We start from the raw sequence: 21,137 nt of genomic DNA on the forward strand, positions 1-21,137 counted from the left end.
TATCGTATCACTCATTGTTTCTCTTTTAGTTTCGGTATGATGATCTTCTCGAGTTGTGCCCGCACCTCCTCGATGTCGACGTGCGTGTTGTAGCACGGTCCGTTCGGACGGATGTTGAGCACGCCGACGGCCGGCAGCGGGTAGACGTCCTGGATGCCGCTCATGAGGTCACGCTCGCAGGCAATGGCCAGCACGGCTTTCGGCTTCGTCTTGTAGACGATCTGGCGCGCGAGCGTGCCGCCCGTCGCCACGAAGAAGTGGAAGCCCATCTCATGCGACAGCGTCACGAGGGCGCCGATATCGCAACGGCCGCAACGCTTGCAGTTCTCCGGGTCCCGCGTGATCTTGTGCGGGCATGAGGCGAGCTGCAGGCAGTGCGGTGTCACGACGAGCAGCCGGTCGGCTGGCACGCGGATGCCCATGCGGTTGAACAGGAGATTGCTCACCGCGATGAAGGAGCCCTCGAGCTTGCGGCGCCGGATGCCGAAGATGCTGCCGAGGCGCACGGCCAGCGGGAAGAGCAGGTTGATGAGCTCATACGTCTGGCGCTGCAGGAACGGCAGGTACGGCAGATGTGCGACAGCGAGGACCATGTTGAAGATGCTGAAGAACGCCCCTGCCACCAAGAAGGTGAACACAGCGCCGATGAGCCAGGGCAGCATGGGCTGGATGGCGCGGAGCCCCGGCACGCCGATGTACCAGATGGCGTAGAGGATGACCGCCATGAGGACGGCCGTCAGCGAGAGCATGCCGATGAACAGCCGCTTCTTCGGGCGCCCCGTCAGCACGTGATCATTCTTTGCTTTTGTCATATTCAATCCTCAAACGTTGCGGGCAGAGCAATCGCGTGACCATTGAGGTAATCCTTCGCGGCCATACGCTTCTTGCCAGGCGCTTGGAGCTCCGTGATCTCGAGCACGCCGTCGCCCGCTGCTACAAAGAGGCCTTCTTTCTTGTCGGCCCTAAGGATGGTGCCCGGCTGCGCTTCCGTCTTCTCAGTCGTACAGCGCGTGCGCCAGATCTTGTATTTCTTGCCTGCAAGGAAGGTGTAAGCCCCCGGCCACGAGTCGAGGCCGCGCACGAGATTGTGTATCTTCTGTGCACGGTCCTGCCAGTGGATGTGGCCCGTCTCCTTCGTCAGCATCGGCGCGTAATTCGACTCGCCCGTCTGCGGGATGCGCTTGAGCGTCCCGGCCGAGAGCTCCTCGAGCGTATCGATGAGCACCTTGGCGCCGAGCGCCATGAGGCCGTCGTGCACCTCCTCGAGCGTCGTGTCCGGACCGATCGGGAACTCCGCCTTCAGCAGCATGTCGCCCGTGTCGAGCCCAGCGTCCATGAACATCGTCGTGATCCCCGTCTTCTTCTCTCCGTCGATGACGCACCACTGCATCGGCGCCGCGCCGCGGTAACGCGGCAGGAGTGAACCGTGTACATTGATGCAGCCATAAGGCGGGATGTCGAGGATGCGCTGAGAGAGAATCTGGCCGAAGGCCACGACGACCATGAGGTCGGGCTTCTGCTCTTCGAGGAAGGCCGTGAAGTCTTCCTCCTTGATTCTCTTCGGCTGCCAGACCGGCAGGCCGTGCGCCTCCGCCCAGGCCTTGACCGGCGACGGCACGAGCTTCTGGCCGCGCCCTCTCGGCTTGTCGGGCTGCGTCACGACGCCGATGACGTCGCAGTGCTCATAAAGAGCTGCGAGGCACGGCACGGCAAATTCCGGCGTGCCCATGAAAATGACTCGGAACTTTTTCACGCCTGATTCCCCCTGTGCAGACTCTTTGCGATATCGATGAAGAGCTGGCCCTCGAGATGGTCGAGCTCATGCTGGATGCAGCGTGCCAGAAGGCCCGTCGCCGTCAAATGCTGCTTCTTGCCGCGGCGGTTGAGGAACTCCACCTTGACCTTCGCTGCGCGCTCCACCTCGCCGTAGATGCCCGGCACGGAGAGGCATCCCTCGGTATCCGTTGCCGTGCCCTCACGGAAGGTGATGACCGGGTTGATGAGCTCGATGAGTCCGTGGTCGTCCTGGCAGTCGATGACGACGACGCGGATGGGACGGCCGATCTGCGGCGCAGCGAGGCCGACGCCGTCGCTCTCGTACATCGTGACGGCCATGTCGTCGAGCAGCTTGCGCAGTCCCTTGTCGATCTTCTCCACCGGAGCGCAGACCTCCTTGAGGACCGGCGCCCCTGCTTTCTTGATTTCCAGTATTGCCATAAAGAAAAATCTCCTTTTATCTGTCTGATTGCTTGTCTCATCAGTCGGATATCCGCATATCCATAACACTGACGCGCCAGGTTGCCTGACGCGTCAATTCATTGCTGCATTCTCATTTGCCAGCCTTGCCCTTGCAGGAAGCTGCCTTGACCATGATCGCAAGGACGAGCTCCGCCGCCTTCTTCAGGGATGGCAGCGGCAGGTACTCAAAGCGGCCGTGGAAGTTCGCACCGCCCGTGAAGAGATTCGGGCACGGCAGACCCATGAACGAGAGGCGTGCGCCGTCAGTGCCGCCGCGGATGGGCTGGACATCCGGCTCGATGCCAATCTCCTCCATCGCCTCGCGCGCGAGCTCCACGACATAGAGATTGCCATCCTCGATCTTCTCGAGCATGTTGTAGTAGACATCGCGGTGATGCACCTCGACGGAACCCTCGCCGTACTTCTTGTTGAAGAATGCGGCCATATCGTCGAGCAGTGCCTTGCGCCGCTCGAAGTGCGCGCGGTCGTGGTCGCGCACGAGCATCTCCATCGTGACGAGCTCGACACTGCCCGCGACGGTGTGAACATGGAAGAAGCCCTCATGCCCCTCCGTGTACTCCGGCTTCTCGCCGGCCGGCAACATCTGCTGCCACTCCGCAGCCATCGAGACGGCATTCTTCATCTTGCCCTTCGCGTCGCCCGTGTGGACGCTGCGGCCATGGAAGAGGATGGTCGGGTTCGCCGCATTGAAGTTCTCGTACTCCAGCCCGCCGATCTCGCCGCCGTCGACCGTGTAGGCAAAATCCGCGCCGAACGCCTTGACATCGAAGCGGTCTGCACTGCGGCCCGTCTCCTCATCCGGCGTGAAGCCCAGGCGGATCTTGCCGTGCGAGATTTCCGGGTGCGCCATGAGGTATTCCGCAGCGCTGACGATGGCCGTGACGCCGGCCTTGTCATCTGCACCCAAAAGCGTCGTGCCGTCTGTCATCATGATGTCCTGGCCCTTGTAGCGCTCGATGCCCGGGAAGTCCGCGACCGAGAAGACGATTCCCTTCTCTTCGTTCAGCACGATATCGCCGCCCGCATACGCGTGGATGATCTGCTCGTGGATCGGGCCGCCCGCCGCATCAGGACTCGTGTCGAGATGCGAGATAAAGCCGACGACAGGCGAATCGTCCCCGTTGTTCGCCGGCAGCGTCGCCATGACGTAGCCGTGCTCGTCCACCGTCACCTCCGTGAGGCCGATGGAGCGAAGCTCGTCAGCCAAGTGCTTGGCCAACACCATCTGGCCGGGCGTCGACGGGCATTCCTTGTCGTTTGCCTCATCCGACTGTGTATTGAAGGAAATATAGTCGCGGAACCGCTTCACGACGGTTTCCATCTCGATCTCCATTGTCATTCCAATCACCTCATATGATAGTCATCATATAATTATATCAATATTACGGAACATCGACAAGTCAGCGCGCCGCGTTTCCTCTGCCATCGGGCTGCGTCAGTGGAATATCCCCCTCGTGCACGAAGTGGTGGATGGTGAACTGCTGGAAGGTCATAGCTGCCGGCGAGAGTGGCCGCGAAGTGTTCCAGGCGATGCCGACGGCGCGCTTGCAGAGCGGGAAGGATATCGGCACGAAGACGACGCCGAGGTGCTCTGTGCATGGCACGTGCGGCAGGACGCTGACGCCGAGATGCGCCGCGACGAAAGAGACGAGCGTGTGGACTTCATCGCCCTCGAAGATGATCTGCGGATGGCTCTCTGCGAGGTCGAGGAACTGGTTGACCTGCTGGCGCAGCGTGTACTCGGGCTTCAAAGCGACGAACGGCTCATCCCCGACTTCGCGCAGGCTGACGCGCGACTTCTGCGCGAGCGGATGGTCCTCCGGCACGACGAGGAACATTTCTTCCGACCAGAGGTACATCCAGGCCGTATCCGGTTCATTCATCGTCGAGCAGAGGCAGATATCCGTCTCGCCGCTCGTCAGCTGCTCGGCGAGCATCGAAGAACTCTGCTGGTTGAGCTTGACATCGATGTGCGGGTAGCGCTCATGGAACTGGCGCAGGATCAGCGGCAGGAACGTGTCGCCGAGCGAGTGCAGGAAGGAGAGATGCACGACGCCTGCACCGCCGTTGTCGAGTTCGATCTCCTGTTCCGCCAGCGCAAGCTCGCGGATCACGCGGTCGACATGGAACAGGAATTTCTGCCCGGCCTCCGTCAGATCCGAGGTGCGGCCATGGCGTTCAAACAGGGTGACGCCGAGCTCCTGCTCCAATTTCTGGATGGAGCGAGAAAGAGCCGACTGCGAGACGGCCATCTCTTCGGCTGCCTGCGTGAAGTGACGGCACTTGGCCATCGCCTGGAAGTACTTCAGTTGTGTCAATTCCATTTTGTTCCTCGTTTCTTGCATATCGTGCATAATTACTTTAGGTTATAGTCTATTATATGCACGGTAACCTAGGCTGACAACGTTTTCCTGCTTCATTTCCATGATTATTTTGCATTGTATTCATGTATACAAGGAATCTCGCATGCATTTTCTGCAAAAAACGGCAGGGATCGCCACGATTATGCACAATTTGCATCCTATTTGTGAAAATTATACATTAGACGTGCTCTCTGAAGATGACTATACTAAGTTTCAGATTTCATTCATAGATATTTTAGATAAGCAGGTGAACGCATTGAATTATCGGATTCCCTCGGATTATGTTGAAGCGCTCTGTGCAGAGACTGGCATGTCAGCGAGCGATGCCCATCGCATGCTGACGGTCGCGCACTGCACAGCGGTCCATCATCCGCGCCATCATCATAAGAAACAGGTTTCGCTTGGAAAGGAGTCTTCTGTCATGGCAGATTCAGCTGCCCCGACGCGCCTCTGGACGCGTGACTACGTATTTGACATCGGTGTCAACTTCCTCGTCTACTCGGTCCACTTCCTCTTGATGCTCTGGTCTACGGCCTATGCCATCTACACCTGGAATGCTTCCATCAGCATGGCCGGCCTCGCCTCTGGCCTCTTCATCGTCGGTGCCCTGTTCGCCCGCATCCCAGCTGGACGCTTCATCGATTTCGTCGGCCGCCGCAAGATGTTCCTTGCCGGCACGCTGATGTTCTTCCTGCTCGTCCTCTGCTACGAGCTCGCGCCGTCGCTCGAGGTCTTCATGCTCGTCCGCTTCCTGCATGGCCTGTCTTTCGGCACGACCTCGACGGCAGCGAGCACGGTCGTCGCCGCACTCGTCCCGCTCAAGCGCATGGGCACGGGCATCGGCTACTTCACGCTCGGCGTCACGATGGCTTCGGCCATCGGCCCCTTCATCGCCATGAACCTCACGTCCGCCAAGGAATTCACGCTCGCCATCGAGATCTGCGCGGCCGCAACCTTCCTGATCTTCGCGCTCTCCTTCTTCATCAAGGCGCCGGAGCGCACGATCCTGCCAGAAGAGAAAGCAGATCTCCACAAGATCTCGTTCGACCGCTTCTTCTCCATCAAGGCACTCGCCATCTCCTGCATCGCCCTGATGGCCGGTGTCTGCTACTCCACGGTCCTGAGCTTCCTCGGCGCCTACACGGCTCACATCGGCATCACGGGCATCGGCGCGACGGGCTTCTTCCTCTGCTTCGCCGCTACTTCCTTCATCAGCCGCCCGCTGACTGGCTACCTGCTCGACCACTTCGGCGGCAACATCGTCATCTACCCGGCACTCATCTGCATGGCCGTCGCCATGGGCTTCATCGGTACGGCCAGCACGGACGCAGCCATGCTGATCGGCGCACTCTTCCTCGGCTTCGGCTACGGCACGACGACGGCTTCCTGCCATGCTCTTGCCGTCCACTGCGCACCGATGCATCAGGTCGGCGTCGCGACGAGCACTTACTTCGTCCTGCTTGACTTCGGCATCGGCGTCGGCCCATACACGCTCGGCAGCTTTGTCCCGGCCTTCGGCTTCTCCTTCGTCTACATCGCAGCTGGTGCCATCTCCCTCATCGGCATCGTCCTCTACTACTACCTGCTCGCCCGCCATCACCGCTTCACGCGCCATCAGATGGACCGCGACAGCGAAGCCAAGACGATCATCGCCCAGCGCCGCCAGCGCTTCTACGAGAAGCGCCTTGCCGGTGCACACTGAGATCTGCATCCCATGCTCAACAGAAATACGGTATCCTAGACGGATACCGTATTTTTTGTTGCCGATTCACTTTGTCCGATATGCATCAGCTGTCGAGCATCGCTTCTGGCTTCAGATGGTAGATGCGCATGGCATTCTTGTAGAATACCTCATCCCAATGCTCCTCTGGGATGATTTCCTTCGTGAAGGCGATGTAGTCCCCGAGATTGGCAAGCGGCCAGTCCGTGCCGAACATGAAGCGGTCGTAGAGGTCGAGGTATTCGAGCCAGCCCTTGAGGCGCTCGATGTAGAAATGCTTCTTCTCGCAGAAAGCCCCAAAATCCGGGATCTTGCGCTCTAAAAGGCCCGAGAGGTCTGCCGCCACATTGGGGTTCTTCTCAATGACGGCTGCCGCATCCGTAAACCACGGCTCGCCAAAGTGGCACATGACGAACCGCACCTTGCGGAACTTCGTCGCCGCCTCATCCATGACGAGCGGATGGCTGTACTTCAAGAGCGCGTTGTCTGTCGCCGTCAGGCCCGTATGGACCGCGACCGGCTTGTCGTAGCGCGCGGCGAGCTCGTAGACTGGCGCAAGCCTGTCGTCGTAGAGGTAAAACGAAGCGTAGCCCGGGTAGAGCTTGATGCCGACACAGCGATCGCTCCTCAAATGCTGCTCGATGAGATGGAGCTTCTGCGGCAGCTTCTCCATGTCGAATACCTGGCTGTCAAGCCCGATGCAGTACGAAAGGAAGGGCGGATACGCTGGCGCGAGCGCTTCGACGGGCAGATTGCCCATGACGATGCCGTGCACCATGCCGCGCATCCTGTACTGCTCGAGCAGGTGGTCGGCGCTGTTCTCATGCTCGGCTGCCTTCGCGATCTCGTCAAAGTAGGCATCCGACCCAAAGTGAAGATGTGCATCGATGATTTTCATTGCTTACCCCTTATCTTGGCGCATCGCCTCAGAGGCGCACAAAGGCCTCCACGGCGAGTCTTGCCATATATCTGGCAGCCGGTCCGAGTGCTGCCGGATCAACGTGGAATTTCGGATTGTGGTTAGCCGGCGACTTGCCCGTGCCGACGAGCACGAATACGCCGGGGATCTCCTCCTGGTAGTAGGCGAAATCCTCGCCGGCCAGATTGACGGGCGCGGGCACGACGTCCAGCTCCGCCTCCTTCGCCACCTCGATGGCAAAGTCCGTCCAGTCCGGCGTGTTATCCGTCGCCGGCGGGCCGGCATACCAGGTGAGTTCTGCATGACCGCCAAAGGATGCGGCCTGCCCCTCTGCCAGCTCGTAGATGCGTTTCTTGATGAGCTTCCGGTCCTCTGCCGTCAGGCAGCGCACCGTGCCCTCCAGCCACGAGGATTCAGGGATGACGTTCCAGGTATTGCCGCTCTCGATGTGCGTGATGGAGACGAGGCCCGGGTGTGCCGGGTCGATATTGCGCGAGACGATGCTCTGCGCAGCCGTGACGAAGCTCGCGGCCATGACGATGGGGTCGATGCCGCGCTCCGGATGAGCTGCATGCGTGCCCTTGCCGTGGAACGTCACGGTGAACTTGTCGACAGACGCCGTCACCGCGCCCGAGCGGATGCCGAGCGTGCCGACATCGTAGAGCGGCGAGGTGTGCAGGCCAAAGATGGCCTGTACGTCCTTGAGCACCCCCGTCTCCATGACCTTGCGCGCGCCGCCCGGCGCCTCTTCTGCCGACTGGAAGATCAGGTAGACTGTGCCGCGAAGCTCGCGCTCCTTCGCCTTGAGCAGGTACGCCGAGCCGAGCACCGCACTGATGTGGAAGTCATGGCCGCAGGCGTGCATGCGGCCCGCGTGCTCAGACGCATAGGCAAGACCCGACTCCTCCTGGATCGGCAGGCCGTCGATATCGCAGCGCAACGCGATGAACGGCGCCTCACCTGTGCCAACCTTGGCGACAAGGCCCGTCTTGAGCGGCAGGTCGAGGACCTCGATGCCAGCAGCCGCGAGGTCCTCTCGGAGGCGCTTTGTCGTCTCGACTTCCTCGTAGGAGAGTTCCGGGTGACGGTGGAACCAGTAAAATTCATCGGTTATCTTCTGGAAGATGTCCTGTTCGTTCATATCTATCCCTCGCTATCTATATACATAGTTAATTAATATGTTTTACTGACATTGTAATATAGAGCGATGATGCTGTCAATCTCTGCAAATAGAAAAACTCCTGGCACCAGAAGGCGCCAGAAGTCTGCCAAGTCTTATTCAGAGAGCGGCTTCATCGTCGGGAAGAGCAGGACGTCGCGGATGGACGGCGCGTCCGTCAGCAGCATGACGAGGCGGTCGATGCCGATGCCGACACCGCCCGTCGGCGGCAGGCCGTACTCCATGGCCGTGATGTAGTCGCGGTCCATGACGTGAGCCTCATCGTCGCCGGCTTCGCGCTGCTTGAGCTGATCGAGGAAGCGGCCCTCCTGGTCGATTGGGTCGTTGAGCTCCGTGAAGCCATTGGCCAGCTCGCGGCCGTAGATGAAGAACTCGAAGCGGTCGGTGATGCGCGGGTCTTCCGGATTGCGCTTCGCGAGCGGCGAGATCTCCGTCGGATGGCCCGTGATGAACGTCGGCTGCATCAGTGTCTCCTCGACCTTCTCCTCGAAGGCCTGGTTGAGGATGCCGCCGATGCCGTGGCGCGGCTCGTACGGGACGCCGATCTCGTCAGCCATCTTGCGGGCCTCTTCGACGGTCTTGCAAGAGAGGAAATCCTTGCCCGTCGCCTCTTTGACGGCATCGTTCATGCTGATGCGCTTGACCTTCGAGAGATCGATCTCGACGCCCTGGTAATTGATGACCGGCGTGCCGAGAACGCTCTTGGCGGCATTGACGACAATGCCTTCCGTGATGTCCATCATGTCCGTGTAGTCAGCGTACGCCTGGTAGAACTCGATCGTCGTGAACTCCGGGTTGTGGCGGACATCCATGCCCTCGTTGCGGAAGACGCGGCCCATCTCGTAGACGCGGTCGAAACCGCCGATGACGAGGCGCTTGAGGTTGAGCTCCGTCGCGATGCGCAGGTAGAGGTCGATGTCGAGTGCATTGTGGTGCGTGACGAACGGGCGCGCTGCTGCGCCGCCGGCGATCGTCGAGAGTACCGGCGTCTCGACCTCGAGGTAATCGCGATCATCGAGGTACGTGCGGATGGACTGGATGATCTTCGTGCGCTTGCGGAAGGTGTCGCGGACCTCCGGGTTCATGATGAGGTCGAGGTAGCGCTGGCGGTAACGGATGTCGACATCCTGCAGGCCGTGGAACTTCTCCGGCAGCGGGCGCAGCGACTTCGAGAGCAGGTCGAAGTCCTCGACGCGGACCGTCACCTCGCCGCGGTGCGTCTTGAAGACGATGCCGCGGATGCCGACGATGTCGCCGATATCGAGCTTCTTGAACTGGTTCTTGTACTTGTCCTCGCCGAGCACATCGATCTTGAAGTAGACCTGGATGTTGCCCGTGCGGTCGTTGAGCGTGCAGAACGACGCCTTGCCATGGCCGCGGATGGCCATGAGACGGCCGGCGATGCGGACCTCGCCGCCCTCTTCATCGCCTTCAAGATGTGCGTATTTCTCCTTGATTGGCTCTGCATAATCCGTGACTTCGTAACGATGGCCAAACGGCGGCACGCCCATCGCGCGGAATTCTTCCATCTTTTCGCGGCGGACCTTCATCATCTCATTGAGGTCTTCCACAGGAGCCTGCTGCCCCTTCTGCTTCTTATCTGCCATACTTTCCATTACTCCAATCTAAACGATCCGCTGCGCTCTCAGCCCTTGATTGCGAGGATCTCGTACTTGATGATGCCGGCCGGAGCGTGCACGTCGATGACGCTGCCGCTCTTCTGTCCGAGAAGTGCCTGACCGAGCGGGGACTCATTCGAGATCTTGCCCTCGTCCGGGTCAGCCTCCGTCGAGCCGACGAGCATGAAGGTGTCCTCATCGCCGAACTCGATGTCCTTGACCGTGACCTTGCTGCCCATCTGGACGATATCGCCGGCACCAGCCTTGATGATGTGCGAGTTGCGGATCTTGGCCGTGAGGTCCTGGATCTCGCCCTCGAGGAATGCCTGCTCGTTCTTGGCATCGTCGTACTCCGAGTTCTCGGAGAGGTCGCCCAGTGCGATGGCGGCCTTCAGGCGCTCTGCAATCTCGATGCGCTTGACGCTCTTGAGGTAGTTGAGCTTTTCTACGAGTTTATTATAGCCTTCTTCGGTCAGCATGACCTGTTTATCTGCCATGATAAAACGCCCCTTTATGTTTCAGTTTAACTTATTCATTATAATTTCTTTTCTCAGCTGTGTCAATCAAGGCAAGCTTCGCCGCGCGCGTCATCTTCTTGATGGCGGCCTCGCGCGAAAGTGCCTCTCCCTTCGTCGCGAAGGACTCGAAGTAGACGAGATGGACCGGGCGGTGCGAGCGCGTGTACTTCGCGCCGCGCCCTGCATTATGCGCCTTGACGCGCCCCGCCAGGTCATTCGTCCAGCCCGTGTAGAAGCTGCCGTCCGCACATTCGAGGATGTAGGTGTAGGCCTCTGCCATCACTCCGGATACTTGATCTCGATGGTCTTGATGACAACGTCCTCGAGCGGGCGGTCGGCCATGTCTGTCTCCGAATGGCCGATGCGGCGCACGACATCCATACCTTCCTTGACCTTGCCGAAGATCGTGTGATGGCCGTTGAGCCACGGCGTCTTATCGAGTGTGATGAAGAACTGGCTACCGCCCGTGTGCGGCATGCCCGTGTTGGCCATCGCGAGGATGCCCTCACCGTCGAAGCGCAGATCGTCGAGGAACTCATCCTCAATCGTGTAGCCCGGGCCGCCCATGCCCGTGCCCTCCGGATCGCCGCCCTGGATCATGAAGCCGTCGATGACGCGGTGGAAGATGACGCCATCGTAGAAGCCCTTCTCGGCGAGGTCGATGAAGTTCTCCGTCGTGATTGGCGTCTGGTCCTCAAAGAGCTCCACGCTGAAGTTGCCGAGGTTCGTCTCAAATACTGCAATGCGATTTACCATTTTCTTATCTCCTCCATGAACATCTTTGACGGTCTGGCCGTCTTGAATGCTTGTTGTTTTCTCACTGCCGGATGCGGCAAGGCAACTGCCCGTCATCACGAGCATGGCGAGCAGCAGCAAGAACACCTTCTTCATTTTACCTTATATCCTCCTATGTTTTCAATAGTCGACCGTCAGTCTGCGAGGAATTGGCCATCTTTGAGGCAGGCCTTCTCGCCCGGCGTGCGCGGCGACCAGACGGGAATGGAACGGCCTGCTCCGAAAAACCCCTCTGGCGGCTGCCAGGCTGGATAGCCGACGGAGTGCATCGTGACGAGCGCGCGCACCTCCGTCTCGGCGCAGAACACCTTTGCGCCCTTGTCGATGCTCGGGCCCAGGCGGCCGTCGACGGGGAAGAAGGCCAGATCCGCCTCTAGCCCCTTGAGCTTCTTCATCTGCTTGCGGAAGGCGTTCTCGGCGAGCTTCCGCTGCTCCTGGGGCTCGCCCGTCCAGTCCCACCAGTTGAAGTCACCGGCATGGAAGATTGTTACGCCCTCGTCCTTGAGCACGACGCGGAACGATGTGCCGATGTCCGTCGAGTCGAAGGACTCCACGGCGATGTGCTCGTCCTGCCAGGATGCGTACGTCTTGAGGAAGACGAGCTTCGCCTGGTCAAAGCTGCTGAGGGCCTTTGTGCAGCGGATGTCATCGCTGAGGATGTAGCGTTCTGTCTTTGCCTCGTAAGTGCAGATGTGCGCATCGAAGTGGTCGAAGTGGCCGTGCGACGCGAAGAAGTAGAGGTGGTCAAAATCCGCCGCTTCGACGGCCACATCGACGGCTCCCGCCGGGTCCTTGAAGTCGTCGAATACGAGCAGTGTGCGGCCGACGCGCACGAGGAAGCCGCTGTTCAGCAGGTAGGTGATCTCAATCATGTGGATTCTTCCTTTCTTTTGGTAGAGGCTCAGCGCTCATCGTGCCATTTCAGATGCTCCGGATGCTCTAGCTGTACCTTGTCCTTGTTGATGAAGCGCCGGAAGGCGATGCCGGGTTCACTGAAGCCGCGGCCCATGACCTCGTTGGCCGACATGATGATCATGAAGGCGTGTGGGTCGACCGCATGCGCGATGAGCTTGATCTTGCTGACCTGCGTGAGCTTGACGACGACGAAGACGACATTGCGCTCCTTGCGCGTGAAGGCGCCCTGCCCGTGCAGGAAGGTCACGCCGCGGCCGACTTCCATGATGCCGTCCGCGATCTGCTGCGCGCGGTCCGAGACGATCAGCACGGCCTTGCGGCTGTTGAAACCCGCAATGACCTTGTCGGTGACCATCGCATTCATGTACATGCAGATCAGCGTGAACATCGCGGGGGCCACGCCGAACAAGAAGGCCGCCACACACATGATCATGCAGTTGAAGGCGAAGATGACGCCGCCCATGTTGAGCGAGTAGTACTTCTTGGCGATGGCGCCGACGATATCGAAGCCGCCCGTGCTGCCGTTCATGCGGAAGACAATGCCGTAGCCGATGCCGTTGAAGACACCGCCGAAGATGGCTGCGAGCATGATGTCATTGACAGGCGCGTAGGCATTGAGGAAGCGCGTGAGATCGAGGCACAGCGAGAAGATGCCCGTGCCGATGATGACATCGACCGTGTAGCCGTGCCCGAGCGTCTTCCAGGCTGCCATGAGAAGCGGGATGTTGTAGAGGAAGGTCTGCAGGCCGATGGGCAGCTGCGCCAGGTAGTAGACGATGATCGCGATGCCCGTCGCGCCGCCCGTCAGGAGATGGGAAGGCACGAGGAAGAGGTTGATGGAGCAGCTTGCGATCAGGCAGCCCACGGTGATGCCGAGATAGCGCAGCAGGCGGTGGCGCATCATCTTGAGGTGAATCATGGCCGTACCTCCTTGAGGACGGGTGGCTCTGCCTTCCCGAGTGCGGAGGTGTCGATTTCCTTCTCGGCAAAGCGCGGTTCGAGTTCCCCTTCTTCCGCATCGTCTTCCAGCGCCCGCTTTTCCGCTTCCTCATCCGTCAGCGGCAGAGACGTGATGCGCATCGACGTCAGATACCCATCCTGCGCATCGATGCCCAGTAGGAGATGGTCGTGCGGATGGCCCTCGCGCGTGTAGATGTAGTACGCCGCCCCGTCGAGACGCTGACGCTCTGTCTTGCCGTACGTCTTCTGAATCCAGTACGAAGTCGCGCCGAGCCGGATGCCGTTCCTCGCCTCGTAGCGGTCGTTCTTGATGAGGAAGTCGACGACGTGGCCACTCTTGTCGACGGCGGCCTCGTAGTGGTCCTTGTAGACGTAGACCTTGACCGTCACGCCCTGGCGTATCTCCGTCCGGTCAAAGAGCGGCTCCCCCCACGCTTTGAAAAGCTCCGCTTCGCTCGCGCCGAGCATTGCGCCGCGGCAGGAAAAATCCGCATCCTGGAGCCCCTCTGCCTCTGAGCGCCCCGCTGGCAGGCAGAGTGCCGCCAAGACCAGCACGAGCGCCGTGAAGATGCCTAGAGTCCTCTGCATCATCCCATCTCCTTTCTGTCTCCTATGCGTCAAAAAGCGAAATTGCCCTCATGGAATACCTGCACCTCCGTGCCGTCACGGCGCGTGCCGACGATCTCGAGGTCGCGGCTGCCGACCATGAAGTCCTCGTGCATCAGCGAGTCGTTGACGCCGTGCTGCAGGAGCGTCACGCTGTCCATCTTCTCGCCGTCCTTGAGACAGGTCGGATATGCCTTGCCGAGCGCCAGATGACAGGCAGCGTTCTCGTCGAACAAGGTGTTGTAGAAGAGCACGCCGCTCTTCGAGATAGGCGAGTCATACGGCACGAGCGCCACTTCGCCGAGGAAGTGCGAGCCCTCGTCCGTCTCGATCAGCCCCCTGAGGATCGCCTCGCCTTTCTTCGCGGCGAAGTCTGTGACGCGGCCATTCTCGAAGCGCAGCCAGAAGTCCTCGATGAGATTGCCGTTGAAGTTCAACGGCTTCGTCGCGTAGACAATGCCGTTGACACCGTCGCGCTTCGGCAACGTGTAGACCTCTTCCGTCGGCATGTTTGCGGCAAACACCGTGCCAAGCTCCGACTTCTCGGCGCCCCCCGCCCAGATATGACCCTCCGGCAGTTCGATAGTCAGGTCCGTGCCGAGACGATTCGTGTAGTGGAGCTTCTGGAAGTCATTCGCGTTGAGGAAATCGGCCGCCTTGTGCAGGAAGGCGATGTGCTCCTGCCACGCCTTGACCGTGTCGATGCCCTCGCCGACGCGGACCGTCTTGTAGATCTCACACCAAAGGCGTGCGACGGCCTCATCCTCTGCAAGCTCTGGGAAGACCTTCTTTGCCCAGCCCTTTGTCGGCACCGAGACGACGCACCATGTATTGCGGTTGTTCATCAGGCGCTCCCGGTACTCCATGAGCGCCGCGCCCGCTGCCTGATTGGCCAGCTTGAGCTTCTCCGGGTCGATGTCGCCGAAGATCTCCGGGTCGCGCGCGGCGATTGAGACGAAGGCCGCTCCCTGCGCCGCATAGTCCTCATAGAAGGCGCGACGCCACTCGGGGAACTCTGTGAAGAGCGCTTTCTTGCCGCCCGCATAGCGGATGTGAGCGAGCTGCTCATCGTTCCAGCTCACGACGACATCGTGGGCGCCCGCTGCAAAGGCCTCCTTGGCAATGGCGCGAGCAAACTCTGCGCACTCGATTGGCGCATTGATGACGAGGATCTGTTCGCGCTGCAGATTGACGCCGACACGCACGACGAGACGTGCATAATTGTGCAGTAAATTCATATTCATGCCTTTCCCCCTGTCTGACTCTATCCTTACAAGCAATCGGTATCAAAGAGCAGCGTGACCGGGCCATCATTGACAGAAGCCACCTTCATATCCGCACCGAATTCACCGTGCTCTACCGCAAAGCCTTTTTGGCGCAGATCCTCCATGAAGCGCTCGTAGAGCGGTGCCGCGATCTCCGGCTTAGCTGCATGCGAGAACCCGGGGCGCCGCTTCTTGAGGTCAGCGTAAAGCGTGAACTGCGAGATGACGAGGAAGGCCCCGCCCACCTGGTCGATGCTCAAGTTCATCTTGCCTGCCTCATCCGAGAAGACGCGCACATGGGCGACCTTCTCGGCCAAGCGGTCACAGGACGCCTCATCATCATCAGGGCCAACGCCGAGCAGGACGAGAAAGCCCTGTCCTATGGCACCGCACACCTTGCCCTCAATCTCAACGGATGCCTGCTGCACCCTTGTCACAACTGCTTTCATTTCTGTTCCTCCATATAGGGCTGCACGAATTTCCGGATGGTCCGGAAGTACGTCTGCTGATCTGCCTGACTCGCCGCCGCGTGCACGGCCCCCGGTATCATCAGCAGTTCCTTTTTCGGCGCATTGGCCGCCGCGTAGAGCTGCTCCGCCATGTTCGGTGGCACGAGCGTGTCCTTCGTGCCGTGGATGAAGAGGATTGGCACGCGGGCATGGCGCACAGCATCAATCGGCGCCGCATCGTGCAGGTTGAAACCCGCCACCTTCTCGCAGCGCCAGTTCAGGAGATTCATGGCCGGGAAGGCGGGCAGGCCGAACGAGTTCTCCATCTGCATGGCGATGAGCTCATCCGCATTCGTGTAGCCGCAGTCCTCCACCGCCGCGACGACTTCCGGCGGCAGATCCTCGCGGCCCGCGGCCATCATGACCGTCGCCGCCCCCATCGAGACGCCGTGCAGCACGATCTTGGCCTGCGGATAGAGCTCAGCGACTCGCTTCGCCCAGAGCACGATGTCCTCGCTCTCGCGGTAGCCGAGCGTCAGATAGCGCCCGCCGCTGAGCCCCGAGGCCCGCAGGTCCGGCGTCAGCACGTGGTAGCCCATCGATAGGTAATGCTCCGCGATGTAATAGGAATTCTGCTGCGTGCAGCCGTAGCCGTGCGCGACGATGACCCACTTGTCCGTCGCGCGCTCCGGCTTGAAATGCGTCGCCGCGAGGTAGATGCCGTCCTCCGACTCGATGTTCCAGTTCTCCGAAGCGTAGTTCGGCTTGTCAAAATGGCGCGCCTCCGGCGGCATCAGCAACGCATAGGCCCGCGGGGGCTCCTGCGGATTCTCCGCCGTCCCGCGCTCCAGGCCGAAGTGCACGCAGTAATTGCCAATAAAATATCCCGCCTCGATGACAAGCGCCGCCGTCACGATGACTGCCGTCAAGAGGCAGGATATGAGGATCTTCTTCATAAAAGCGTCAAGAACCACCTTTCTGCTCTGCCAAAATGTGCTTCTATTATATCATCATTATCGGGAAAAAAGGTGGCATCTGCCAAAATTTTTCCCCCGTCTCCCAGCCGCCTCGCAGGCCGCATATGGAACGAGGTCCGCATTCTGTATCAGTCCCGCATAGGAAATCCACACGGGAAGGGCGAATACGTCTAGGAAAAAGAACTCAACAGGAGGCATTCACATATGGCAGAAGAACAGAAGGCCTGGTGGAAAGAGGCCGTCATCTATCAGATTTATCCGCGCAGTTTCCAGGATTCGAACGGCGACGGCATCGGCGACCTGCCTGGCATCACGCGCCGCATCCCGTATCTCAAGAAGCTCGGCGTCGATGTCATCTGGCTCTCCCCGATCTACCAGTCGCCCAACGACGACAACGGCTACGACATCTCCGACTACCGCGCCATCATGAAGGACTTCGGCACGATGGCCGACTTCGACACGCTGCTGAAGACGGCACATGAGGCGGGCATCAAGCTCGTCATGGACCTCGTCGTCAACCACACGTCTGACGAGCACGCCTGGTTCATCGAGAGTCGCAAGTCCCGCACGAACCCGTACCGCGACTTCTACATCTGGAAGGACGGACGAGACGGCAAGGAACCGAACAACTGGGAGTCGTACTTCAGCGGCCCGGCCTGGCAGTACGATGCGGCGACGGACCAGTACTACCTGCACTGCTTCTCCAAGAAGCAGCCGGACCTCAACTGGGAGAACACGAAGGTGCGCGATGCCGTCTTCGACATGATGACCTGGTGGTGCGAGAAGGGCATCGACGGTTTCCGCATGGATGTCATCTCAATGATTTCCAAGGACCAGTCCTTCCCGGACGGTCCCCTCAAGGCAGACGGCTACGGCGACCTCTCGCCGCACGTCTGCAACGGGCCGCGCGTCCACGAGTACCTGCAGGAAATGAACGATCGCGTGCTCTCGCATTACGACCTGCTGACCGTCGGCGAGGCAGCGGGCGTCACGATCGACGAGGCCAAGAAGTACGCCCGCAGCGACGGCAAGGAACTCGGCATGGTCTTCCAGTTTGAGCACGTCGGCCCGGAAAACGGCAAGGGCAGCATCATCGACAAGTGGACGACGGGCAAACCGCAGATGCCGGATGTCCGCGCCATCCTCAACAAGTGGCAGCTGGAGCTTGAGGGCAAGGCCTGGAACTCGCTCTACCTCGACAATCACGACCAGCCGCGCTGCGTTTCGATGTTCGGCAACGACAGCCCCGAGTGGCGCGTGCTCTCCGCCAAGATGCTCGCGACTTGCCTGCACATGCAGAAGGGCACGCCCTACATCTACCAGGGCGAAGAGCTCGGCATGACGAACACGACGTTCCACTCGCTCGCTGACTGCCAGGACCTCGAGGAGATCAACGCCTGGCACCAGTACGTCGACGAGCAGAAGAAGGTCACGCCCGAGACGATGCTCGCGTGCTTCAACACAGTCGCCCGCGACAATGCGCGCACACCAATGCAGTGGGATGCCAGCGACAATGCCGGCTTTACCGACGGCACGCCGTGGCTCGCCGTCAATCCGAACTACAAGACGATCAACGCCGAGGCCGCGCTCAAGGATCCCGATTCCACCTTCTACTACTACCAGAAGCTCATCCGCCTGCGCCACGCCTACCCGATCATCGTCTACGGCACCTTCGAGCCCCTCTTGGAGGAAGACCCGTGCGTCTATGCCTTTGCACGTCACCTGGACAATGAGACGCTCCGCGTCGCCTGCAACTGGACCGATAAGGAAGTCCCCTGCACGCTGTTTGAAGGGCTCGAGGGCGAGACGCTGATCTCCAACTACGAGCAGCACAAGGCGGACTGCCTGCAGCCGTACGAAGCGCGCGTGCTCCTGACGAGAGACGCCCGATGACCAGCTGGACCTCTCAATCACTCGAACACACAAAAATCCGGACCAATCGCTTGGCCCGGATTTTCTTTTGATATACGTATGTACTTACGGTTATTACTTGCCTGCCTTCATGCGGTTGATGGCGCTGATCAAGGCCTGGATGGATGCCGTGATGATATCCGTGTCCATGCCGGCGCCCCAGGTGATGTGGCCGTCGTCGTTCGTGATGCCGATGTAGGCCATCGCGCGGCTATTCTGGCCGATCTCCAGCGCATGCTCGCTGTACGTCAGATCCTTGTAGGCAATGTCGAGGTTTGCCTGCAGCGCATTGGAGACGGCGTCGAGGCGGCCGTTGCCGCGTGCGAGGAAGGTCTTCGGCTCGCCGTTGACAAAGATATCGACCGTGCCCTTGCGCGTGCCGTCCGGCTCCTTCTGGAGCAGGAAGTCATGGAGCTTGTACGGCGTATCGACGTTGACGTACTCATCCTGGAAGATCTGGTAGATCTCATCCGGCATGAGTTCCTTGTGCTTGTGGTCGGAAACGCCTTTGACGCAGTAACCGAAGTCCTCGCGCATCTTCTTCGGCATGTCGATGCCGTATTTCTGCTCCATGATGAAGCCGACGCCGCCCTTGCCGGACTGGCTGTTGATGCGGATGACGTCGCCGTCGTACTCGCGGCCGACATCCTTCGGGTCGATGTAGAGGTACGGCAGTGTCCACTTTTCCGGATTCTTCTCTTCCTTCCAGTGCATGCCCTTCGCGATGGCATCCTGATGGGAGCCGGAGAAGGCGGCGAAGACGAGGTCGCCGGCGTACGGCTGGCGCGGCGAGACGTGCATGCGCGTGACGCGCTCGTACATCTCGACGAGTTCCGGCATATTCGAGAAGTCGAGCTGCGGATCGACGCCGAGTGCGAACATGTTCATGGCAACCGTGATGATGTCGACGTTGCCCGTGCGCTCGCCGTTGCCGAACAGCGTGCCCTCGATGCGGTCCGCACCGGCCAGCATGCCCATCTCGGCATCAGCTACGCCGCAGCCGCGGTCATTGTGCGGATGGAGCGAGAGCACGACATTGTCGCGGTACTTGAGGTGCTTGTTCATGTAGGCGACCTGCGTCGCGAAGACGTGCGGCATGCTCATCTCGATGGTCGCCGGCAGGTTGATGATGGCCTTGCGGTCAGCCGTCGGTTTCCAGACATCGAGGACGGCATTGCAGACCTCAAGTGCGTACTCCGGCTCCGTGCCCGTGAAGGACTCCGGCGAATACTCGAAGCGGTAGTTCGCACCGGCCTCTTCCGTGAGTTCCTGCAGGAGCTTTGCACCATCGACAGCCATCTGCTTGATCTGTTCCTTGTTCTTGCGGAAGACCTGCTGGCGCTGTGCAACAGAAGTCGAGTTGTAGACGTGGACGATGGCGTTCTTGACACCCTTGAGGGCATCGAACGTCTTGCGGATGATGTGCTCGCGTGCCTGCGTGAGGACCTGTACCGTCACATCGTCTGGGATCAGGTCTTCCTCTACGAGGCGGCGCAGGAACTCGAACTCCGTTTCCGATGCAGCCGGGAAGCCGATCTCGATTTCCTTGAAGCCGACTTTGAGGAGCATCTTGTAGAATTCCATCTTCTCGTCAAGGCTCATCGGGATGACGAGCGACTGGTTGCCATCGCGAAGGTCAACGCTGCACCAGATTGGCGCATGGTCTGGGGCATCCTTCTTCGCCCACTCCAGGTCAATCTCCGGCGGCATGAAATAACCTTTGCTGTACTTCTGATAATTCATCATTTGACAAAACCTCCCCAAATAGAAAAGCCCCCCGTCTCATGAGACGAAGGGCTGTACCTGCGTGTTACCACTCAAATTCATACTCCTTGCGGAGTACCTCTACGGATTCTAGCAAATCCTCCTGCTGTAACGGTCAGGCTCCGTCCCTGCCTAATCATGCACTCACTGCATACAATCGTGTACGCCGATGCACTTTCAGCGAGCTGCTTCAAGGTGAGTTCCAGATCCTTTCCCGACTGCCTCGCACCAGACGGCAGCTCTCTGATCGTTCCGGGGTCCTTACTATTCCTCTTCAACGCATTTCCCTGTGTTGGGTACTAGAATAGCACAGGAGAAACTGTTTTGCAAGCATTTTTTGTAAATCTGTAAACTTTTTTACAGGTCTGCGCTCATTTTTTCTCTTCTGGCTCGCGCAGCGTCTTCTTGGCCTGGCTGAGCTTCTTCTCGACCTCGCGCTGCTGGCGCTTCTGCTCCTTGTGCGCCTCATAGCGGCGGCGGCCTTCCTCAAAGGCCTTTCTCGCCTCTTCCGTGTCGATGATGAGCGGCGGCACAGCCTTCGGGCGCGAATTGCGGTCGAGAGCGACCATCGTGAAGTAGGCTGTCAGCGCGCGCTGCGGCTTGCCCTCCTGATCGAGATCCTCTACATCGACGTTTACCGTGACTTCCATCGAGCTGTGGCCGACGAAGACAATCTCTGCCGTGCAGGTGACGAGGTCGCCGACGAGGATCGGCAGGTGGAACTCGAGCTCGTCCACGCGAGCCGTAACGACATTGCAGCGCGCGTACTTGCGCGTCACGGCATAAGCCGCCGAGTCCATCATCTTCATGATATCGCCGCCGTAGATGTTGCCGCTCGGGTTCGTCTGGTTCGGCATCATGACCTGGCTGATTATGAGTTTATTCTGTGCCATGGAAAAACCTCCTGATCTATCGAT

At 59.7% G+C, this 21,137-nt stretch carries 21 protein-coding genes and 1 other annotated feature; of the genes, 2 read left to right on the plus strand and 19 right to left on the minus strand.

The window, feature by feature from the left end; translation table 11 throughout:
* Positions 1–11 precede the first annotated feature (11 nt).
* The 5 genes from T518_RS08125 to T518_RS08145 form a co-directional block, all read right to left on the minus strand.
* Complete coding sequence (locus T518_RS08125) at positions 12–812, minus strand: DUF116 domain-containing protein (protein WP_036378047.1); 801 nt, start codon at positions 810–812, stop codon at positions 12–14.
* A gap of 2 nt (positions 813–814) precedes the next feature.
* On the minus strand, positions 815–1,753 hold the full coding sequence (gene fmt, locus T518_RS08130) for a methionyl-tRNA formyltransferase (RefSeq protein ID WP_036378049.1): 939 nt from the start codon (positions 1,751–1,753) through the stop codon (positions 815–817).
* Positions 1,750–2,217, minus strand: a complete 468-nt coding sequence (gene def / locus T518_RS08135) for a peptide deformylase (RefSeq protein ID WP_036378051.1) — start codon at positions 2,215–2,217, stop codon at positions 1,750–1,752. Before def ends, fmt begins: the two co-directional genes overlap by 4 nt.
* A gap of 112 nt (positions 2,218–2,329) precedes the next feature.
* Positions 2,330–3,598 (minus strand): peptidase T, encoded by a 1,269-nt coding sequence (gene pepT / locus T518_RS08140; protein ID WP_428829227.1) that lies wholly within the window; start codon positions 3,596–3,598, stop codon positions 2,330–2,332.
* Between the two features lie 61 nt (positions 3,599–3,659).
* Positions 3,660–4,583, minus strand: coding sequence for a LysR family transcriptional regulator (locus T518_RS08145; RefSeq protein ID WP_036378053.1), 924 nt, complete (start codon positions 4,581–4,583; stop codon positions 3,660–3,662).
* Between the two features lie 460 nt (positions 4,584–5,043).
* Here T518_RS08145 and T518_RS08150 point away from each other — a divergent pair, with 460 nt between their 5' ends.
* Positions 5,044–6,324 carry an MFS transporter gene (locus tag T518_RS08150; protein ID WP_036378055.1) on the plus strand — a complete coding sequence of 427 codons (1,281 nt, stop codon included), beginning with the start codon at positions 5,044–5,046 and terminating at the stop codon, positions 6,322–6,324.
* Positions 6,325–6,409: 85 nt separating this feature from the next.
* Here the strand turns inward: T518_RS08150 and T518_RS08155 are convergent, their stop codons facing one another.
* From T518_RS08155 to T518_RS08210, 12 genes are all read right to left on the minus strand, one after another.
* On the minus strand, positions 6,410–7,240 hold the full coding sequence (locus tag T518_RS08155) for an amidohydrolase family protein (protein WP_036378057.1): 831 nt from the start codon (positions 7,238–7,240) through the stop codon (positions 6,410–6,412).
* Between the two features lie 28 nt (positions 7,241–7,268).
* Positions 7,269–8,402: an amidohydrolase gene (locus T518_RS08160; protein WP_036378059.1), complete on the minus strand. Its 1,134-nt coding sequence runs from the start codon at positions 8,400–8,402 to the stop codon at positions 7,269–7,271.
* A 134-nt stretch (positions 8,403–8,536) separates the two neighbouring features.
* Positions 8,537–10,048, minus strand: a complete 1,512-nt coding sequence (lysS, locus tag T518_RS08165; protein WP_036378061.1) for a lysine--tRNA ligase — start codon at positions 10,046–10,048, stop codon at positions 8,537–8,539.
* Positions 10,049–10,086: 38 nt separating this feature from the next.
* The gene (greA, locus tag T518_RS08170; RefSeq protein WP_036378063.1) at positions 10,087–10,557 is read right to left on the minus strand and encodes a transcription elongation factor GreA; all 471 of its coding nucleotides are present in this window, start codon (positions 10,555–10,557) and stop codon (positions 10,087–10,089) included.
* A 31-nt stretch (positions 10,558–10,588) separates the two neighbouring features.
* Positions 10,589–10,858 (minus strand): GIY-YIG nuclease family protein, encoded by a 270-nt coding sequence (locus tag T518_RS08175; RefSeq protein WP_036378065.1) that lies wholly within the window; start codon positions 10,856–10,858, stop codon positions 10,589–10,591.
* Positions 10,858–11,469: a peptidylprolyl isomerase gene (locus T518_RS08180; protein ID WP_036378067.1), complete on the minus strand. Its 612-nt coding sequence runs from the start codon at positions 11,467–11,469 to the stop codon at positions 10,858–10,860. Before T518_RS08180 ends, T518_RS08175 begins: the two co-directional genes overlap by 1 nt.
* Before the next feature lie 38 nt (positions 11,470–11,507).
* Positions 11,508–12,245 (minus strand): MBL fold metallo-hydrolase, encoded by a 738-nt coding sequence (locus tag T518_RS08185; RefSeq protein ID WP_036378071.1) that lies wholly within the window; start codon positions 12,243–12,245, stop codon positions 11,508–11,510.
* Positions 12,246–12,274: 29 nt separating this feature from the next.
* The gene (locus T518_RS08190; protein WP_036378074.1) at positions 12,275–13,207 is read right to left on the minus strand and encodes a YitT family protein; all 933 of its coding nucleotides are present in this window, start codon (positions 13,205–13,207) and stop codon (positions 12,275–12,277) included.
* Positions 13,204–13,836: a hypothetical protein gene (locus T518_RS08195; protein WP_036378124.1), complete on the minus strand. Its 633-nt coding sequence runs from the start codon at positions 13,834–13,836 to the stop codon at positions 13,204–13,206. The genes T518_RS08190 and T518_RS08195 overlap by 4 nt, the downstream gene beginning before the upstream one ends.
* A gap of 29 nt (positions 13,837–13,865) precedes the next feature.
* Complete coding sequence (locus tag T518_RS08200; RefSeq protein WP_036378076.1) at positions 13,866–15,098, minus strand: aminopeptidase; 1,233 nt, start codon at positions 15,096–15,098, stop codon at positions 13,866–13,868.
* Between the two features lie 26 nt (positions 15,099–15,124).
* Entirely contained in the window at positions 15,125–15,568 is a 444-nt protein-coding gene (dtd, locus tag T518_RS08205; RefSeq protein WP_036378080.1) for a D-aminoacyl-tRNA deacylase, read from the minus strand.
* Entirely contained in the window at positions 15,565–16,524 is a 960-nt protein-coding gene (locus T518_RS08210) for an alpha/beta hydrolase (RefSeq protein WP_036378085.1), read from the minus strand. Before T518_RS08210 ends, dtd begins: the two co-directional genes overlap by 4 nt.
* 225 nt (positions 16,525–16,749) lie before the next feature.
* Here T518_RS08210 and T518_RS08215 point away from each other — a divergent pair, with 225 nt between their 5' ends.
* Positions 16,750–18,438, plus strand: coding sequence for a glycoside hydrolase family 13 protein (locus T518_RS08215; protein WP_036378089.1), 1,689 nt, complete (start codon positions 16,750–16,752; stop codon positions 18,436–18,438).
* A gap of 93 nt (positions 18,439–18,531) precedes the next feature.
* On the opposite strand, the gene T518_RS08220 is transcribed toward T518_RS08215, so the two are convergent.
* Positions 18,532–20,199: a 2-isopropylmalate synthase gene (locus tag T518_RS08220; RefSeq protein ID WP_036378127.1), complete on the minus strand. Its 1,668-nt coding sequence runs from the start codon at positions 20,197–20,199 to the stop codon at positions 18,532–18,534.
* A gap of 39 nt (positions 20,200–20,238) precedes the next feature.
* Positions 20,239–20,507: a binding site (T-box leader), on the minus strand.
* A gap of 84 nt (positions 20,508–20,591) precedes the next feature.
* Positions 20,592–21,113: an acyl-CoA thioesterase gene (locus tag T518_RS08225; RefSeq protein WP_036378093.1), complete on the minus strand. Its 522-nt coding sequence runs from the start codon at positions 21,111–21,113 to the stop codon at positions 20,592–20,594.
* Between the last annotated feature and the right edge of the window lie 24 nt (positions 21,114–21,137).

The organism is Mitsuokella jalaludinii DSM 13811, from assembly GCF_000702905.1.
Lineage (GTDB): Bacteria > Bacillota > Negativicutes > Selenomonadales > Selenomonadaceae > Mitsuokella > Mitsuokella jalaludinii.

Bases quoted from the DNA above. Each gene is read 5' to 3' on its own strand.
- lysS (WP_036378061.1), bottom strand. From the start codon at position 10,048: ATGGCAGATAAGAAGCAGAAGGGGCAGCAGGCTCCTGTGGAAGACCTC.
- T518_RS08225 (WP_036378093.1), bottom strand. From the start codon at position 21,113: ATGGCACAGAATAAACTCATAATCAGCCAGGTCATGATGCCGAACCAG.
- T518_RS08155 (WP_036378057.1), bottom strand. From the start codon at position 7,240: ATGAAAATCATCGATGCACATCTTCACTTTGGGTCGGATGCCTACTTT.
- T518_RS08145 (WP_036378053.1), bottom strand. From the start codon at position 4,583: ATGGAATTGACACAACTGAAGTACTTCCAGGCGATGGCCAAGTGCCGT.
- T518_RS08185 (WP_036378071.1), bottom strand. From the start codon at position 12,245: ATGATTGAGATCACCTACCTGCTGAACAGCGGCTTCCTCGTGCGCGTC.
- T518_RS08150 (WP_036378055.1), top strand. From the start codon at position 5,044: ATGGCAGATTCAGCTGCCCCGACGCGCCTCTGGACGCGTGACTACGTA.
- T518_RS08200 (WP_036378076.1), bottom strand. From the start codon at position 15,098: ATGAATATGAATTTACTGCACAATTATGCACGTCTCGTCGTGCGTGTC.
- T518_RS08215 (WP_036378089.1), top strand. From the start codon at position 16,750: ATGGCAGAAGAACAGAAGGCCTGGTGGAAAGAGGCCGTCATCTATCAG.
- T518_RS08125 (WP_036378047.1), bottom strand. From the start codon at position 812: ATGACAAAAGCAAAGAATGATCACGTGCTGACGGGGCGCCCGAAGAAG.
- T518_RS08175 (WP_036378065.1), bottom strand. From the start codon at position 10,858: ATGGCAGAGGCCTACACCTACATCCTCGAATGTGCGGACGGCAGCTTC.
- T518_RS08190 (WP_036378074.1), bottom strand. From the start codon at position 13,207: ATGATTCACCTCAAGATGATGCGCCACCGCCTGCTGCGCTATCTCGGC.
- T518_RS08180 (WP_036378067.1), bottom strand. From the start codon at position 11,469: ATGAAGAAGGTGTTCTTGCTGCTGCTCGCCATGCTCGTGATGACGGGC.
- dtd (WP_036378080.1), bottom strand. From the start codon at position 15,568: ATGAAAGCAGTTGTGACAAGGGTGCAGCAGGCATCCGTTGAGATTGAG.
- T518_RS08195 (WP_036378124.1), bottom strand. From the start codon at position 13,836: ATGCAGAGGACTCTAGGCATCTTCACGGCGCTCGTGCTGGTCTTGGCG.
- def (WP_036378051.1), bottom strand. From the start codon at position 2,217: ATGGCAATACTGGAAATCAAGAAAGCAGGGGCGCCGGTCCTCAAGGAG.
- T518_RS08210 (WP_036378085.1), bottom strand. From the start codon at position 16,524: ATGAAGAAGATCCTCATATCCTGCCTCTTGACGGCAGTCATCGTGACG.
- T518_RS08220 (WP_036378127.1), bottom strand. From the start codon at position 20,199: ATGAATTATCAGAAGTACAGCAAAGGTTATTTCATGCCGCCGGAGATT.
- greA (WP_036378063.1), bottom strand. From the start codon at position 10,557: ATGGCAGATAAACAGGTCATGCTGACCGAAGAAGGCTATAATAAACTC.
- T518_RS08160 (WP_036378059.1), bottom strand. From the start codon at position 8,402: ATGAACGAACAGGACATCTTCCAGAAGATAACCGATGAATTTTACTGG.
- pepT (WP_428829227.1), bottom strand. From the start codon at position 3,598: ATGACAATGGAGATCGAGATGGAAACCGTCGTGAAGCGGTTCCGCGAC.